The sequence below is a fragment of the Rhodomicrobium lacus genome (assembly GCF_003992725.1).
Classification (GTDB): domain Bacteria; phylum Pseudomonadota; class Alphaproteobacteria; order Rhizobiales; family Rhodomicrobiaceae; genus Rhodomicrobium; species Rhodomicrobium lacus.
In genome coordinates this window covers 776786-792775 of sequence record NZ_RZNF01000002.1, presented here as the reverse complement: position 1 = coordinate 792775, position 15990 = coordinate 776786, and the positions used below count along the sequence as shown (strand labels likewise).

Here is a 15990-nt window from a genome sequence, read left to right as displayed (position 1 = left end):
CGCGTTAGTTCCGTTGGAACACCACATAAAAGGTTCGGGACGCCCTCTGGCCGATTTTGCCTTCCTCGGTATGGCCGATCAGCTCCGCAACCGGCGCAAGACGGCCAGGAGCCGCGAGTGCGACGGATGGCGCAGCGGGACGAGCGCCGAGGCCGGGCATTCGAGATGAAGCGCGGCCGCCAGCATCACCGCCGCGAGACCCGCGGCCTGAGCCGCGATCACCGCAAGCGCAAGTCCCGTCAAGCCGCCAAAACGCGCCCCCACGATCCCGGCGAGGACGAGCACGACGAGCGCCACGGCCTCGCCGGTCATCCCGCTGCGGGTGTTGCCGTCCGCCCGCAGCGCGCGGTCGATGACAAGGCGAAGGCCCTTCAGGGTGCCGGCGACGAGCAGCAGCATGGCTACCGGCACCACAGGCCCGAACTCTGATCCGAACACCAGCGGCAGCCAGACCGGCATCAGCACCGCCGCCGGACCATTCGAGAGTGCGAGCAGCAGCGCCCCGTCGTTGATGGTCGACTGAACCACGCGGAGCCGCTTCTCGGGCGTGGCAGCGGCAGCCATTTCGGACGTGACCGTGACGCCCAGGCTCTGGATGATGAAATTGGTTCCAAGCGTACTGATCGCCAGTGCCACGCTGTAGTAGCCGATCTCGCGAAGGTTGAGCAGCCCGAGCACGATCAGCTTGTCTGCCTCGTTGGCGGCATATACGAGCAGGTTGGCGACATGAAACGCCGCGCCCGTCGCCGCGATTTCGCGCATCCTCGCCCACGCGGCCCGGAAGGGATTGGACCAGGCTGTGACGAGGCCCGTCACGGCGCTCACAAAGGTTGATGCCAGCATGGCCGCCAGCACGGTGTCGACGGAGAAGCGGCCAAGCGCCCACAGTGCGATCAGCGACACCGTGTAGAGGACGGGCTGCACCAGCCGCAGGACGTTGAGCGCGTCGATCCGTCCGCGCCCCTGCAGCACCGCCTTGGCGTGCAGATCCAGGAACATCGCGGGGATGTAGGCGGTGGTGTAGGCGAGCACGAGCCTGAGGCTGTCGCGCTGATCGGCGAGCAGGAACGGCAGCAGCAGCAGGGTGATCGGGGTCACGAGCGAGATCGCCATCGACTGCAGGACGAGCCCCGAGGCAGCGAGCGTCTGCCCCTCCTCGGGTGTAGCGCCTTTGTCCCCGGCGGCAGCTCTCGCCACGTGCAGCGCGGTCGCCTCGTTCAGGCTGAGATACAGGCTCGCGGCGACAAAATAGGGCCAGAACATCAGCGCCAGCAGAAGCCCCCTCGCCTCGGGTCCGAGGAAGCGAGCGAACATCACGCTCGATGCCAGCGACAACGCGATCAGGAGGCCGGTCGCGCCATAAGAGCGGATCAGGACCGCATTGCCGATTGTCATGCGATGATGCCGTTCAGCGCTTTTCGCCGAGGAGATAGATGTCGGAGCAGAGCGACGGAAAGGTCCGCAGCATGCGGTCCGCAACGCCAGCGACTGGGCCGAGGCCGCGAAGCTGGTGGAGGCCGATCCAGTTCCCGCCGAAGACCTCGGCCTTGAGATCGAGATCCCGCGCGATCACTCGCAGGTCGGCCACCACGGGCTCGCGAACGTGACCGGCGAAGCTTTGTGTGTAGTACCAGTCGTCCATGGTCGAAAACACGTTGCGCCCCATGAGAACGCGCAGCCGCTTCGAGATGTTCGCGGCGTTCGGAACACCGATGAAGAGCATTCCACCATGCGGTAGCTTCTCGACGAGATGCTTGAACAGGGCCCGTGGGGAGTTTTGCCAATGCTCCATCGAATCGAATGACATGACGACGTCGACCTGCGGCAGGTTTGTCCGCCAGCCGAGCACGTCCTGATTGACGAACTCTACCCCGATCTTCCGTCCGGTCTCCACCGCGGCATCCCACTGCTCCTTGAAGCCTTGGTGCATGTAGTCGCCATCGGCCGCGAGCACGCGATATGCGTCGACATTGTAGGCCTTCATTCCAAGCCCGACGCAGATAGCCGAGCGCAATCCGTCGCCACCGCCGAGATCGACGACGGTTCCACCGCTTTTGTAGATGAGGCTGATCTCCTTCGCAAACTGCGGAATTCGATGCCCCTGCACCTTCTGCCACTCCGGTGGATACTTGGCCAAGACCTCCCGGGCGACCTTAACCGTCCTGGCATATTCGATACGTGGGCGCATCGGTTTGCCCTCCTGAAAAATGGATGGTGCCGCTGCAATCGCTCACGTTCGTCTGGCCCGCAGCCAGAAGGTGGTGCCCGCAAGCCAGTTGCCCGTGCTCCAGGGCAGGGGCGCCGTGAAGGGCACGAGCTTCTCGACCGCGAAGCCGTTTTGCCGGAATCTGTCGGCGTAGGCGAAAGGGCTGAACAGGCGCGCAGGGTTGCTGCGGCGGTCGGCAAAGCGCCGCCACACCGACAGCGGGCAGAAGTAGTTGGCATCCATGCTGAAGAAATGGCCGCCGGGCTTCAGCACCTTTGCGAACCTGGCGATGAACTCGTCGTGCATGGGCACGAGAAACATCATCGTGAGGCCCGCGAACACGATGTCGACCGGCTCCGGCACCTCGATGTCGCGGAAGTCGCCCGGCAGCGCCACGAAGCGCGGGTCGTCGATGCGCACGGCTTCGATGCGCTCTGGCACGATGTCGTTGGCGAAGTAGCGCTTGCAGCCGCGGTCGAGAAAATAGGCGCTGTATTGCGAGCAGCCCGCGCCGATCTCGAGAATGGTTTTGTCGGCTATGTCGTCGGGCGACATCACCTTCGACAGGTAGCGGGCGACAAGGACGTCATACGGCATTTGGCTGAAGGTGACATTGGCACGGTCGGCATAGCGGTCGAGAATGATCTGGCTATGGGCATCAACGTTCACTTGGCCCTCCTTCCGAGAGTTCTATGTAAAGATCCCGCATCTCGGCAGCTATCACCGTGAGATCGTAGCGCCCGGCGAGTGCGCGTGCCTGGGTGCGGAGCGAAGCGGGATCCCGCGCCAGCAGCTCCTCGGCCGCCCGCGCGAATGCTTCCGGCGTGTTATCCACCCAAAATCCGGCTCCCGAGGTCTCAAGCTCCTGCCACGGCGCGTTGCGGCTCGACACCACCGGCGTGCCCGCTTCCAGCGCCTCAAGGCAGCTCATGCCGAAGTTCTCGTTGTGGGTGGGAAACAGGAACAGGTCCGCGCCCTTGAGGAAGGCGATCTTATCGTCGCCCTTGATTTCACCGACGAAGATGACGCGAGCCGCAAGGCCGAGTTCGGAGACCAGCGCTTCCAGGTCATTTCGCGCGCCGTCGTCGCCGCCTGCGATCAGCAGGACGTCGCCCGGATGCCCCTTTCCCCCATCGCTCGGCCGCATGAGCGCGAAGGCGCGGATAGCGATGTCGAAGCACTTCTTGTTGTGCAGGCGCCCGAGACAGGCCAGCACGCGCGCGCCCGGCTCCAGCACCAGCCCTTCCGGCAGGAACCGGCGAGCATACTCGGCGCGGTCCGGGCGCGGTCGCGCGTCGTAGGCGCTGCAATCCATGCCGTTCGGGATCACGCGGACCCGCGCGCCGGGCGCAACCGCCAGCGTCTCGTCTCGCTCGGCCGCCGATGTCGCATGCCAGGCGACGCGCCGCCGGTCGCGCATGAGAGGCAGGAAAAGGAGCTTGAGCCAGAGCCGCTTGACCGAGGCCCGCTTCGCCGTCAACGCCCAGACCGAGAGCGAACCCCTGGGCGACATGAGCACCGGTTTGCGGGCGAGCCACGCCGCCGCCAGCGTCAGCGCGGCATAGGTCGAGTAGATGTCCTGCAGATGCACCACATCGGCAGCGCGAACGTGCTTCCAGATGTTGCGGGTAAAGGCCCAGGAGAAGCGTCCGATGATGGTGTCGTCGTAGTAGGATACCGAATAGTTCGGGGCGAACGGCACCGGCTGATCGGTCCGCACGGCGAGCCGGGTCGCGCCGTTGGCGTTGGTGGTGGCCACCGAAACCGCAAGCCCGAGCCTCGCCACCGCCTCCGACAGGTAATGGATCGAGAAGATCGGGCCGCCGTAGACGAAGGCCGGATAATAGGATGGAACCGACTGCAGCACGCGCAACGTGGCGGCGGCGCCGGTTCGCACGCGCCGTGCATCCCCTTCCCCTGAAGGGCCGGATCGCGCCTCCGTTCCGGGCAACTTCGCGGCCACCGTGCTCATGGTCTCGGTTACGGCTTCCAATGCTCTGTCCAGCGCCCCAGTGCGTGGAGCAGCCAAAGCCGGTTGACGCCTTGCGGGCTGCCCGCGAAGGCTGTGACGGCTCCGTCGAGCTGGACCGCGCGGAGCATTGGCAGGCGCTCGCGCAGCACCGTGATGCTGTCGGCGACGTCGCCCTTGGCCAGGAGGTCGCGCATCCAGTCGGCGATCGGCACGGCGAAGCCCTGCTTGGGCCGGTCGACGAGCGGGCGTGGCACGTGCCGGTAGAGGATGCTGCGCAGGATGTGCTTGTTGCCGAGCGGGCCATTGCGCGACCGCAGAGGCAACCGGAACGCGAATTCGACGATGCGGTGGTCGAGCAGCGGCTCGCGTCCCTCAAGGCCGACGGCCATCGTCGCGCGATCGACCTTGACCAGCACATCGTCGGGCAAGTATTCGCCGAGGTCCGTCGCCATCAGCCGTTCCATGGGCTTGCCGGGCCATTCGCCCGCTCCCGCGCGGGGATCGGCATAAGGTACGGCCATCATCGCGGCGATCTCGCGCGGCTGGAAGAACGAGCGGAACGGCCGGATGGCGTCGGACGGCGAAGCGGCCGCGAGATAGCCGCTCAGCTTGAGCACGCGGTCGTGCACGAGACCGTGCCCGAGCGCGGACTTGACACGGGCGCCGACAGGGCCGTTGCCCATCGGTACGCCTGCGACCATCTCGTCCATCATCCGCCCGGCGCTCCGGGCGAGCGCGGGAAGCCCTTCGAAGCGTTGCATGCGACTGCCGACCAGGGGATAGCCGCCATAGCCGCAGAACAGCTCGTCGCCGCCATCGGCGGACAGTGCAACCTTGACCCGTTCTCGCGCGAGCCTGGCGACGAGATAGGTCGGAATGCCGGAGTGGTCGCCGAACGGCTCGTCGTAGAAGGTCGGCCATTGATCGAGAATGGCTCCCGCCTCCCGCGACGAGATCCTCGCCATGTGATGTTCGAGGCCGAGCGCGTCGGCGACCTTGCGCGCGGCGGCGGACTCGTCGTGACGGTCGCTCTCGAAGCCGATGGTGAAGGCCTGCGGGGTGAAACCGCAGCGCTTGAGAACGCCGGCAACGAGGCTTGAATCGAGCCCTCCCGACAGGAACAGCGCGACCGGCACGTCGGCGACCATGCGGTAGCGGAAGGCGCTCTCGACCAGAGCTTCGAGTTCTTCTTCGAGCACGGCGTCGCTTTCGATCCGCTCGCCCTTGGCCAGCACATCGGCGAGCCGCCAGTATGGCCGTACCGTCGGCCCGTCCTCGCGGCCGAGGTTCAGCCAGTGGCCGGGCATGAGCTTGTGGACGCCTTGATAGATCGTACGCGGGGCGGCGATGTAGGCGTATTGCAGAAACTCCCCCACGGCGACCGCGTTGATTTCGGGTTGCCAATGCGGCAGGGCACGAAGGGCCTTAAGCTCCGAGCCGAAACAGAGCGTGCGCCCGTCCCAGCCCCAGTAAAGCGGTTTCACGCCGATGCGGTCGCGAAACAGCCGGAGACAGCCTTGCGGGCCGTCCCAGATCGCGAAGGCGAACATGCCGATGAAGCGGTCGACGCAGGCGGGGCCCCATTCGCGATAGGCGGCGAGGACGACCTCCGTGTCGCTGCTCGATGTGAAGGTGTGCCCCTTCGTGGCAAGCTCGGCGGCGATCTCGCGGTAATTGTAGATCTCGCCGTTGAACGTCACCACGATCTCGGCGTCGTGGCACGCCATCGGCTGGGCGCCGGCGCTCGACAGGTCGATGATGGAGAGACGCGTATGACCGAGCCCGACGCCGTGGCCATCGAACCAGGTGCCGCTGCCATCGGGACCGCGCCGCGCCAGCGCCTTGACTGCATCGCCCAGACCGCGGCGCTGGCGCTCGTCGTCGCCGCCACGCTGCCAATAGCCGACAATTCCGCACATGGCTCAGCTCACGCAGGACGGCAGACGAAAATGGTTTCGCCGCGTTGCAGGCCATATCTGAGGACGAGGCCCGGCGATCCGGTCCACTCCTCGATCTCGAAGCCGGCCGCCCTGACACGGTTCCGGACATCGCGGCCGTAGTAGCGAACATGGTCGAACTGCCCATAGTGCATCGTGCGGTCCTCCGGCGTGACGACCAATGGATTTTCGTAGGTTTTCGCCCACCCCTCGATGACGGGGATCATCAGCAGGAGGTGCCCATCGGGTTTCAGCACGCGGCGCATCTCGGCTAAGGCCGCCGTGTCGTCGACATGCTCAAGGACGTGGCTGCAGATGATGGTATCGAATGCGGCATCCGCAAATTCGAGACGCTCGATATCGAGCTTGGCGTCTCCGGGCAGCGGATTGAGGTCGCCCTTGACGTATGTTGCCGGACCGAACAGCTCGACGAGAGCGACGATCGACACCTCCGGCGCAAAATGCAGGATCGCCCGGCCGGTGATCATGTCCCGCTGGTCGAGAAAGCAGGCCAGCAGGCGGTGGCGTTCGAGGCTATTGCAGGACGGACAGCGGGAATCGATCCTGGGCGGCATGCCGCAGGCATGGAAGTAACCTGCAAATCCGCATAAGGGGCATTCCCTCGGATAGACCCCGAATGCCACCCGCGTATAGCGCCAAACGCTCAGCAGCGAGGAGAGGGTGACGCGCAGCCCCTGCGGCTTGACCCGAACTTTCGGGCGCGCGGCGACGCCCGCTCCCGCAATGGACGTTTCGCTCATGATGGTCCTCCCCGGATGGTTATCCTCCCTGGTCGCAGCCGCGATTGCCGAGGCGTGTGGCCCCAAGTCCACTCCGAGCCTGCCGAAGATCTTTCGATGCGAGGTTCGCATTCAACCGGGCCATGCACGAATTCCGACCCGCCGCCCCACATCGAGCGACCGGATGGGACTGCGCATGAGCGCGGCGATCACTGCGACGCCCGGCTGCAATCGAAGGCGACATCGGTATGTGGCCACGGCGCCGGAGCTTGATGCGGGCTGCTACGTCGTTTGGTCCTCACGCGTGGGTGCCGAACACTTCGGCGGAGGGCACCCGGGTTCGCCCTGCCGTCGCGCTGATCGCCGCGATGGCATCGAGCACGAGCCGCTCGTAAGCGGCGACGGCACCCGGCAGCTCGTGAGCCTTGGCGTAGATCCTTGCCGCCTGCGAGAGCTGCTGGCGCTGCTGCGGGTCGGTCAGGAGGCGCGTCAGATGCGCTGCCAAGGCCGCGTCGTCGCCGATCGCAAACCCGAGCGCGGCCCCCTTCTCGACCATGTCGGCCGCGTCGGACGTGCAAAGGGACGTGACCACCGGCACGCCGAGCATCATCGCCTCCAGGACCGAGTTCGAGAAGCCTTCGTACTCCGAGCAGAGGACGCTGGCGCTGGCCCGCGCGACCAATGGATGGGGGTTGGCGAGCCAGCCATGGAACACGACCCGCCCAGCAAGGCCGAGCCGCCCGGCGCGTTGTTCGAGGGCCTCGCGGCTGCCGCCGTCGCCCACGATATCGATCTGCCAGTCGATGTCCTTCGGCAGTCGCGCAGCAGCTTCCAGGAGCGTGTCAACCCGCTTGCGCGGCCAAAGACGGGACACGAGGCAGATCGACGGCACGCCCTTGCTGGAATGGGGCGCGGGCTCCTGGGCAAGGCGGTGCAGTTCGGCGGGATCGGCCAGGTTCGGCAAGCGGCGGGTACGCCCGGCGTCCACGCCGTAATATGTCACCGCGTCGACGATGCCGTCGATCGAGTTGGCTGCGAAGAAATCCGCCGAGCGATAGACCCGATGGCGGAGCCATTCCAGGGCGCGTCCGCGCGGGGAGGTGGGGTCTTCGAGATACTCGCGCCGCGGCGAATTGATTTCCGACAGGATCATCACCGGGCCGCGGCGCTGCCCCAGCAGGGCGGCCCAGACCACAATGTTGGGATAGATGCCGAAGCCGAGCACGGCATCATAACGTCCGTTCGCGATGTGCCGTCGCAAGGCCGCGATGACGCGCGGATAGCTTGCGACGCCCGTGCGGCCGAGATCAAGCACCGGGAGGCCGGACATCGCCTCGCTTCCCCCGTTCAGCACCGCTGCCGCGACGCGGCCGCCGAACATGTGCTGCGCCGCGAGGCGGAACCGGTTCTGGGCACCGCCGCCGGCAAGCTGCGGGCCGACGAGCAACACCCGCGGATCGCGACGCAGCGGCGCCGAGGCGGGTGCGGCTACGGTGCCGGGCACCTCGATGCGGGCCGTTTCGGCTGCCGTTTCAAACGCGCTCGAGGCCGTAACCGTGGGGCGCAGCACGAAGACGTGGCACGAGCCGCCTGCGATGCGGCTCAGCCGCGATCGCGCCGCGATGGAAAGCCTCGAACCGAGCAGATATTTGGCCGTATAGAAGAGATGGTTCGATTCGCGGCTCTCAACCCGCCAGCCATTGCGCTCGAACAGCTGCCGCCAGCGCCAGCGGCTGAAATGCCAGATCTCTGTCAGCGCATTGCCGACCTCGCCATCGCGGGCGGGGAATAGAATCTGCTCCCAGCGACGCGCGCCGCCGCTGTCGCCCGGACGTCCGGCGGAGTCTTGAGGTGCGGGGGCGTCCGCGCCGGGGCGCCTCCTTGCGATGGCGGCCGCCCGCTTCAGGATATAGGGGTAATGCAACAGGTTGGAGTGGAGCCGCCAGCTTCCGCTCGGCACCACGTGCACGACCACGCCGCTCGGCTTCAGGACGCGGCGGATCTCGCGCTGGAAGGCGTCGGCGTGGGCGATATGCTCAAGTACGTTCGACGAGTAGATGGCGTCGAACGTGGCGTCCCCGGCGGGGATGCGATGGCCGTCATACTCGACGATGGGAAACACCCGATCATGCAGGTAGACGCTGCTTGGCATATCGATGGCCGTGACATCGTAGCCGGCATCGGCGAAATGACGGGCCTGCCAGCCGGTCCCCGCGCCGATATCCAGAAGGCGCGCGCCCTTCGGCGTCGTCCGCTCGACGATCGCCGCGATCTGGGCAAGTTCGAAGCGCCGGATCTTCTCGAGTTGAGCAAGGCTCATTGTGGCAACACTACCCTTGTACCGAGCTACCGGCTGACGCGCGGGCCAACATCTGAAAGGAATGGGATCCGCCGGTGTGTTTCTCGTAATTGCCGACCAAATCGCCGCTCGTTCCACGGCCGCGATAATGTGGCTCCGCTCGCGTCGCGATGTGCTGCGCGTCGTGTCCCGATCCGGTCAAGCGGCGATCCGCCTTTCCCTGATCCTGACCGCAGGCACGCCGAGATAGACCCCCCACGGTTCGAGGTCGGTCGCGGCGATACTGCCGATCGCCAGCACCGCGCCTTGTCCGACCGTTACGCCTGGCGCCACCGTTGCGCGAGCCGCCACCCAGGCTCCATCGTCGATGCGGATCGGCCTCGTCAGGAGATCGAAGCGAGAGGCGGTCCAGTCGTGGCTGCCGGTGCACAGATAAGCACCCTGCGACAGGCAGCAATTGGCGCCTATGGTCACCTCGTCCAGATTGTCGATCCATACGTCCTCGCCGATCCAGCTATGGTCACCGATTTCGAGTTTCCAGGGGAACTTGACGCGCACGCCCGGCTTGATGGCAACGCCTCGGCCGATGCGGGCGCCGAACAGGCGCAAAACCGCACGGCGATGGGCGTAGCCCGGCAACCAGGATGAGACGAAAAGCGCCGCAACAGCAATCCACAACACCTCGACCAATGCCGGTCGGCCGCGGGCGAAATGCGGGTTGCTGAATTGCGACAGCTGCGGAGTGATCGGCCTGGGGCTCATGGCGTGCGCGAGCGCTCGCGGTCGGGCATGTGATACCGCTGGATTGGAGCCCGGGCGATTGGTCCGCCAGCGGCGGCAAGCGGCTGCGGACGCCGCCCGGCGACGATCTTGCCGAGCGCCCATTTGAGCAGGGAAACGAGAATGAACACCCGCGCCGCCGGGATCACGATCATCTGGAAGGTGACGCCGACGTCGAGCAGCGCCAGCACCGCGGAAATCGCCACGGTCCGGTAAAGCAGCGCCGTCGAATCCCATCCCTGACCGCGCACCCACATCCAGGCGATCAGCCACCCGAGCACGGCCATGCCGACGAGGATGCCGGCGTACCCCCACGCCCAGAAGAAGCTGCCGGGTAGAGCGATGGACAGTCCCCCGTGTGACCATCCGTACAAGCGGGCAAAATCGGCAGAGTCGAAAAAGTGAACCTTGTCGGGAATGAGCGCGCTTGGAATTACAGCGAAGACAGGCGCCACGGCCGAAGCAAGGGCATTCTCGTAGGCCGACTGGAAGCCGATGAATTCCATGAAGAGCGCGAACGAGGAGAGGTGAGCGAAGCGGTCCAGAATGAATGAGCTGTCATAGCCGTCGGCATAGTAACCCTTGATCTGCTCGCCGCTGAGGATGGTGGCAACCGCCGCCCGGGCAACGTCGAGCTGCAATGCGACCATCTCGACGATCGATGCATTGTTCGGGATGACGCGCGAGATCAACTCGCCACGGTAGGCCGCGACGAAGTAGGATACGCAGAGGATCCCGGCGACAGCTCCGGCGCCGATCAGCGCTTCCTTCACGAGCCCCAGCCGCGACGGCGCGCTGGCGGCGCCCAGAACCCAGGCCGCCATCATGATCATCATGCCGTACTTGCTCGCCGAGCCGACGGCGATGACGACTTGCACAGCGAGGTTGAGCCAGAAGATGATCCGGTCCGTAGTCTCCAGCGGTTCGCGGCCGCGCTGGTAGAAGTAGAGGAAGATGTAGGCGTAGCCCAGCTCCTTCAGCAGAAAGAGGATCTGCATCCCGGTCGAGTCGGCGATGGCGATTTCTTCGGTCAGCTGCGAGGTTTGGCCACCGCGGACGACGAGGAACAGGACCGCGCCCACGATGCCGAGGCCGCCGATCCATCGCCGCATCAGCGCCTGCAGGCGGATGTCCCGCCAATCCGGCGGCCGCGCGCGCGGCGGTCGTGACAGGGCGCGGCAAAGCCAGTAGGCTACGCACATCGCTGCCCAGCCGCGATACATCCAGCGCGCCGCCTCGTCGAGCGAGGTCGGCAGCAGCTCGTGCCATATGCGGTCCTTGTAGAGGTGCGGTAGCGCCACTGGAAGTGTGACAGCCAGTATCCAGGCGGCGCCGAGCACGACGATCGGATCGTTGACCAGAAGCTGCCGTCGAGCCGTCCAGATGGCGACCAGCGGGCCGAGCGTCAACGCCGCCACTCCCGCAGCGCACCATTCGCGCGGGAGCTCGGCAATCGACAGGACACCGATCAGGGCCGACCAGCCGAGCGCCAGCTTGCTGATGTCGCCTCGGCGAGGCCCTGCGGCTCTGGCGGGGGGCGCTTGCATCATGTGGCGCACGGAAGGGGGCAACAGTTCAGCAGGGGGCAAGTGGCGACAGCACAGAAGAAAATATGGCCCTCAGAGTTGTCGACCCTGCTGGTTGCGAAGGTCCGCGAGACGGCTCGAATGGACCGCCAGCGTGTCATAGGTGCATTCGGCGAGCGGTGCGTCGGCGAGGCCGACGCGCGGATCGAACAGTCGATACCCGTGGCGACGGCTGCAAACGGTCCACTCATCTTGTGCTGCCGCGTGTGAAGTGGATTCCCATGCGGAAGGTATCCGGCCTACCTCACCAGAACGGCGACGATGTTGGCCCGCAGACTTCCGAGGCTTTGAGAGCTGTTGACCAATCGCTCGTAGGCCATGCCGGCCAGGAAGGGGACCGAGTTGAACATCAGGTAGGCGGGGAAACCTTCGAGCATTTCAATGTCGACACGACTGAAGCCGCACGACACGGCCAGGCGGTGGACCTCTCCACGGGTGTTCATGCGATAGTAGGTCGGAAACGGCTCGTAGGCTTCTGCCGCGAGGCCGCGCATCCGGTTGGCGACCAGCTTATGGAACCAGTGCGGGGTCGCCCGCGCGACGAGCGCGACGTAGTGGTACTGGTTGGGCGTTCGGAACACATAGGCGCCGCCGGGCTTCAACACCCGGTAGACCTCGCGCAGGAATACCGCCGGTCGCTCGACGTGTTCGACGACGTAGTCGCTGAACGCAAGATCGAATGTCTGGTCGTCGAATGGCAGCGTGTCGCCACTCAGGAGGATGGCGCGGTCGACATCCTTGTTCTCCATCACCGCCGCGTCGACGTCGGCGCCGACCAGTTCCGTCGCCTCGCCTCGCCTGATGCCCCACGGAGTTCCGTCACCGCTGCCTGCGCCGAGGTTCAGGACGCGCGACCCGGGCGTCAGATACCGGCGCACGAGCGTATAGAACTTCAGCGTGAGTTCGTACTTCGGATCGCCGTAATACTTCTGAAAGATTGGATCGCCCGATTTGATCATTCGGCCCATTGACCTTTCGCTACGTGCCTGCTTCGCCGGAATTCGCGGCATCCAGCTTCCGTCAACCGCGGAGGATATCAGGCCGCGACCGGCGCCGCGGCGACTGGCTCCGGCGCGACGAAAGCTGCGTGGCGCGCGATGCCGACATAGGGTTGCGCTGCTTCGGCGTTCGCCAGCTTCACCTCCCGTGGCAAGGTCTTTCCGGTGAGCCGCCGGACCGTGTTGACCGCGAGGCTGAAAGCGAGCGAGAACTTGCCGGGGACCACCACGTGAATTCCGTCGCCGACCTGCCGGATGAAATACTGGTAATTGCGCTCGCCCGAATGGGCGACGATCTCCGTCTTGTAGCCTTGGTAGGTTTCGATGATGCGGGCGTCCGCGAGGGCCGGGAAAACGCGCCGCGCCATCTCGACGAGCTTCTCGGTGGCGTGGGCAACGGCGGCTTCGTCTTTCGGGTTGGCAAAATATCCCCCACCGATCACGGAATAGCGCCGCCCGCCGATCTCGTGGTGCAGATGATTGACGCTGCGGTCGACGAAAGGCGTCATGCGCACGAAATGGTGGTCTGCCACCGCCGGCCAGGCGACCAGCAATGGCGAGGCGACGACCTTCACGTCTTCCTGCCGGGAGAGGAATCGGCCCAGCCACTTGCCTGCAGCAAAGACGACGTTTGCCGCCTCGATCCGCCGCCCGCCAGCGGTTGTCAGCCGCGCTCCCTGACCAAGCCGCTCGACATGCTCGATTTCCGCGCCCACCTCGATCGTCCCGCCGGCGCCGATGAAGCTGCGCACGAGGTCGGTCACGATCGCTGCGGAACGCATCGGCCGGTCATAGCCGACGATGCGGAAGTGCGTATTGATGTCGAGGTTGATGCCGGGGTGGTCCGGCTTGGTGATGACTTCGCGCGAGTAGTCGGCGAAGCCGGCGCGGGGAATCCACTGCGAAGCCGCCACGCCGCCGGACCAGTCGTGCTTGTGGAAGCGCTGATGGCGGCTGATGAACTGCTTGATCGCCAGTTCCCAGGTCATGAGGAAGAAGACCTTGCGGGCGTAGGCGCTGACGCTTTCGAAGGAGCGCATGTCGAAGTCGGGATCGTTGCGGGCCGAGACGATGTATTCGATGGGTTCGTCTCGGAACCAGGCGCCCTTCGTCTGCGGGAAGGCGAGCCGCCCTTCCGGCGTGATGGCGATGTTCAAGCCCGGAAAACCCGCATAGTGATCGAGCAGATCCTCGACGCCGCCGACCATGGTGCGCAGGAACTGGTTCTGCGGAAAGATCGAATAGAGCGAGCCGAAATGGAACCAGCCGTGGTGGCTGGCGCTTGCCTCCTGGCACAGCTTTTCGTTGCGCTCGACCAGCAGCACGTCGAAACCCGAGCGCGCCAGAGCCTCGGCGATCGCGAGCCCGGCGATCCCGCCGCCGACGATGGCATAGTCGTGGCGCGAGCCGCTCATCCCAGCGCCTCGACCATTGCGGTGGCGATCCGGTCGGCATCTGCCGGCGTGGTGCCGGATGTGATGGGTGGGCAGATCTGACGAGGGCACCAGATCTCGGTCGCTTTGAGGTCGGCCCGGTCGCAGGGGATATCCGCGAAAACCGGCTGCAGGTGGCACGGCACTTCATAGACGCCGCCGCCGCAGATGATGCCGCGCTCGGCGAGCTTCTTCTTGACGGCGTCGGCGCTGACCCCGTCCGGCAGGCGGACGATCAGCTTGTAGGTGCTGGCCTGGTCCATGTGCGAGGTCTCGCAGAAATCGACCCCGATCTGGCGCAGCCGGTTCGAGACGATGCGGGCGGCGTCGGTACGGGTCTTGACCATGCGATCGAGCTTGGCGAGCTGCACGAGCCCCATGTATGCGGCGATCTCGCTGATGCGCCAGCTGTTGCCGTGGTCGTAATGCAGGCCGCCATAGGCTGCATGACGCTTGCCCTGATTGCGGAAGGAGCGCGCGAGATCGGCATCCTCCTTGCTGTCGGTTACTATCATGCCGCCTTCCATGGTGGTCATGACCTTGGTCGGGAAGAACGAGAACGCCCCGCCGTCGCCGAACGACCCCGCGCTCTTGCCGCCGAGGAAGCTGCCGTGAGCGTGCGCGCAGTCCTCGATCAGAAACAGATTCCGGCTCCTGCAATAGGCGGCAACTTCCGCGAAGTCGGGAGTGATGATGCCGCCGATATGGACCCACATGACCCCGCTGACGCCATGCTTCTCCACGGTGTACTTCAGTAGGTCGAGATTGGGCGCGTAGAACTCGGGCGTCATGTCCATGAACACCGGCTGGCCGCCCGCGCGCACGATGACCTCGACCGAGGCGAAATTGGTATTGGAGGGCACCGCGACCCTCTTGCCCCTCGCCCCCTTCAGCACGCAAAGCACTTCAAGCGCGGACGTCGCCGTGTTGTACGTCACCGCGTGTCTGGTGCCCACGTAGCTCGCGAACTCGGCCTCGAAAGCCTCGGTGTGCTTTGAGAGGATGAGCTGGCCCGAACGCAGGATATTGCCCATCTCCGCCTGAATGCCGCCGATTTCGCTGCCGTCGAGATCGAGGAAGAAGGGCTTGATCTGGCTCATGCTTCGTCCCTGACGTGGTTTCTTGTGACCTAGATCTTGCGGTAGTCTACGGGCTTGCCCGGATTGGTCTTTAGCCGCGCCTCGTAGACCTTGGAGTCGATGTAGAAGCGATACCAGAAGCCCTGAAGGACGTGCCAGATGAGCCCGGGGCGCCCGTCGAGGAAACCCAGGCATATGACGTAGCGGTAGAGGAAATAGAGAAACGGCCGCGCGAAGAGGGGCACCCGGGAATAGAGACGCTCCTTGAGCCAGCGGGTGCGCTCGACCTTGGTACCGAAGAGGCGCGGCCTGACCGCGATCGCGTCGGTGGTGCTGTCGACCTTGCGCAGGATCTCGCCGAGTTCTCCCCCGGCCGTGGCGATGTGCTTCTCCGTGAAGTAGTCGAGATGGTTCTTCTTGTTGTCCTCTAGGAAGTCGTTCTTCATCCGGCTCGTCTCGCCGTCGACGACGAGATGTTCCTCGGTGCGCTCCTCGTAGCGGGCCTTGCCCTTGCGGAAGAGGCGCACGATGAAATGCGGATACATGCGGCCCCAGCGCAGCCACCGCCCCATCCAGTAGACGCGGCGGTTGAGGGCGTAGGCGGCTACGCCTGGCTCGCGGCCGACGCGTGCCAGGATCTCCGCCTTGAGCTTGTCGGGAATGATCTCGTCCGAATCGAGCCGCAGGATCCAATCGTGCTTGATCGGCAAATTGTCCAAGGCCCAGTTGAACTGAACGGCCTGGTTGACGAACGGGTTCTGATGGACGGTGGCACCGTGGCTGCGGCAAATCTCGACGGTGCGATCGGAGCTGAAGGAATCGACGACGATGATGTCGTCGGACAGGTCCGCGATCGAGGCCAGAGTGTTCGCGATCTGGCACTCGTCATTGTAGGTCAGCAGGATGATCGAAATCATGTATTTCATGCGTGCTCCCGACCGCGGGGAGCATCGGGACTCC

At 65.2% G+C, this 15990-nt stretch carries 13 protein-coding genes; all 13 read right to left on the bottom strand.

The genetic code is table 11. From position 1 onward, the window contains the following. Positions 1-78: 78 nt before the first annotated feature. The 13 genes from EK416_RS04440 to EK416_RS04380 all read right to left on the bottom strand — a co-directional run bounded on the left by EK416_RS04440 (position 79) and on the right by EK416_RS04380 (position 15956). On the bottom strand, positions 79-1395 hold the full coding sequence (locus EK416_RS04440; protein ID WP_127076261.1) for a lipopolysaccharide biosynthesis protein: 1317 nt from the start codon (positions 1393-1395) through the stop codon (positions 79-81). A 13-nt stretch (positions 1396-1408) separates the two neighbouring features. Continuing rightward, a complete protein-coding gene (locus tag EK416_RS04435) occupies positions 1409-2188 on the bottom strand; it encodes a class I SAM-dependent methyltransferase (RefSeq protein ID WP_127076260.1) in 780 nt (259 codons plus the stop codon). Between the two features lie 42 nt (positions 2189-2230). Continuing rightward, positions 2231-2875, bottom strand: coding sequence for a class I SAM-dependent methyltransferase (locus tag EK416_RS04430; RefSeq protein WP_127076259.1), 645 nt, complete (start codon positions 2873-2875; stop codon positions 2231-2233). After that, positions 2865-4178 (bottom strand): glycosyltransferase, encoded by a 1314-nt coding sequence (locus EK416_RS04425; RefSeq protein WP_127076258.1) that lies wholly within the window; start codon positions 4176-4178, stop codon positions 2865-2867. The genes EK416_RS04430 and EK416_RS04425 overlap by 11 nt, the downstream gene beginning before the upstream one ends. Before the next feature lie 8 nt (positions 4179-4186). Then, a complete protein-coding gene (gene asnB / locus EK416_RS04420; RefSeq protein ID WP_127076257.1) occupies positions 4187-6097 on the bottom strand; it encodes an asparagine synthase (glutamine-hydrolyzing) in 1911 nt (636 codons plus the stop codon). Positions 6098-6105: 8 nt separating this feature from the next. After that, positions 6106-6876, bottom strand: coding sequence for a class I SAM-dependent methyltransferase (locus tag EK416_RS04415; protein WP_164729853.1), 771 nt, complete (start codon positions 6874-6876; stop codon positions 6106-6108). A gap of 277 nt (positions 6877-7153) precedes the next feature. After that, a complete protein-coding gene (locus EK416_RS04410) occupies positions 7154-9175 on the bottom strand; it encodes a glycosyltransferase (RefSeq protein WP_127076255.1) in 2022 nt (673 codons plus the stop codon). 177 nt (positions 9176-9352) lie between these two features. Then, positions 9353-9916, bottom strand: coding sequence for a putative colanic acid biosynthesis acetyltransferase (locus EK416_RS04405; RefSeq protein WP_127076254.1), 564 nt, complete (start codon positions 9914-9916; stop codon positions 9353-9355). Next, the gene (locus EK416_RS04400; protein WP_127076253.1) at positions 9913-11484 is read right to left on the bottom strand and encodes a hypothetical protein; all 1572 of its coding nucleotides are present in this window, start codon (positions 11482-11484) and stop codon (positions 9913-9915) included. Before EK416_RS04400 ends, EK416_RS04405 begins: the two co-directional genes overlap by 4 nt. Positions 11485-11759: 275 nt before the next feature. After that, a complete protein-coding gene (locus tag EK416_RS04395) occupies positions 11760-12488 on the bottom strand; it encodes a class I SAM-dependent methyltransferase (protein WP_164729852.1) in 729 nt (242 codons plus the stop codon). A 68-nt stretch (positions 12489-12556) separates the two neighbouring features. Then, positions 12557-13933, bottom strand: a complete 1377-nt coding sequence (locus EK416_RS04390) for an NAD(P)/FAD-dependent oxidoreductase (protein ID WP_127076251.1) — start codon at positions 13931-13933, stop codon at positions 12557-12559. After that, a complete protein-coding gene (locus tag EK416_RS04385) occupies positions 13930-15051 on the bottom strand; it encodes a DegT/DnrJ/EryC1/StrS family aminotransferase (protein ID WP_127076250.1) in 1122 nt (373 codons plus the stop codon). Before EK416_RS04385 ends, EK416_RS04390 begins: the two co-directional genes overlap by 4 nt. 29 nt (positions 15052-15080) lie before the next feature. Beyond that, entirely contained in the window at positions 15081-15956 is an 876-nt protein-coding gene (locus EK416_RS04380; protein WP_127076249.1) for a glycosyltransferase family 2 protein, read from the bottom strand. Positions 15957-15990: the final 34 nt, after the last annotated feature.

Bases quoted from the DNA above. Each gene is read 5' to 3' on its own strand.
- asnB (WP_127076257.1), bottom strand. From the start codon at position 6,097: ATGTGCGGAATTGTCGGCTATTGGCAGCGTGGCGGCGACGACGAGCGC.
- EK416_RS04425 (WP_127076258.1), bottom strand. From the start codon at position 4,178: ATGAGCACGGTGGCCGCGAAGTTGCCCGGAACGGAGGCGCGATCCGGC.
- EK416_RS04415 (WP_164729853.1), bottom strand. From the start codon at position 6,876: ATGAGCGAAACGTCCATTGCGGGAGCGGGCGTCGCCGCGCGCCCGAAA.
- EK416_RS04410 (WP_127076255.1), bottom strand. From the start codon at position 9,175: ATGAGCCTTGCTCAACTCGAGAAGATCCGGCGCTTCGAACTTGCCCAG.
- EK416_RS04390 (WP_127076251.1), bottom strand. From the start codon at position 13,933: ATGAGCGGCTCGCGCCACGACTATGCCATCGTCGGCGGCGGGATCGCC.
- EK416_RS04385 (WP_127076250.1), bottom strand. From the start codon at position 15,051: ATGAGCCAGATCAAGCCCTTCTTCCTCGATCTCGACGGCAGCGAAATC.
- EK416_RS04405 (WP_127076254.1), bottom strand. From the start codon at position 9,916: ATGAGCCCCAGGCCGATCACTCCGCAGCTGTCGCAATTCAGCAACCCG.
- EK416_RS04380 (WP_127076249.1), bottom strand. From the start codon at position 15,956: ATGAAATACATGATTTCGATCATCCTGCTGACCTACAATGACGAGTGC.
- EK416_RS04440 (WP_127076261.1), bottom strand. From the start codon at position 1,395: ATGACAATCGGCAATGCGGTCCTGATCCGCTCTTATGGCGCGACCGGC.
- EK416_RS04400 (WP_127076253.1), bottom strand. From the start codon at position 11,484: ATGATGCAAGCGCCCCCCGCCAGAGCCGCAGGGCCTCGCCGAGGCGAC.
- EK416_RS04395 (WP_164729852.1), bottom strand. From the start codon at position 12,488: ATGGGCCGAATGATCAAATCGGGCGATCCAATCTTTCAGAAGTATTAC.
- EK416_RS04435 (WP_127076260.1), bottom strand. From the start codon at position 2,188: ATGCGCCCACGTATCGAATATGCCAGGACGGTTAAGGTCGCCCGGGAG.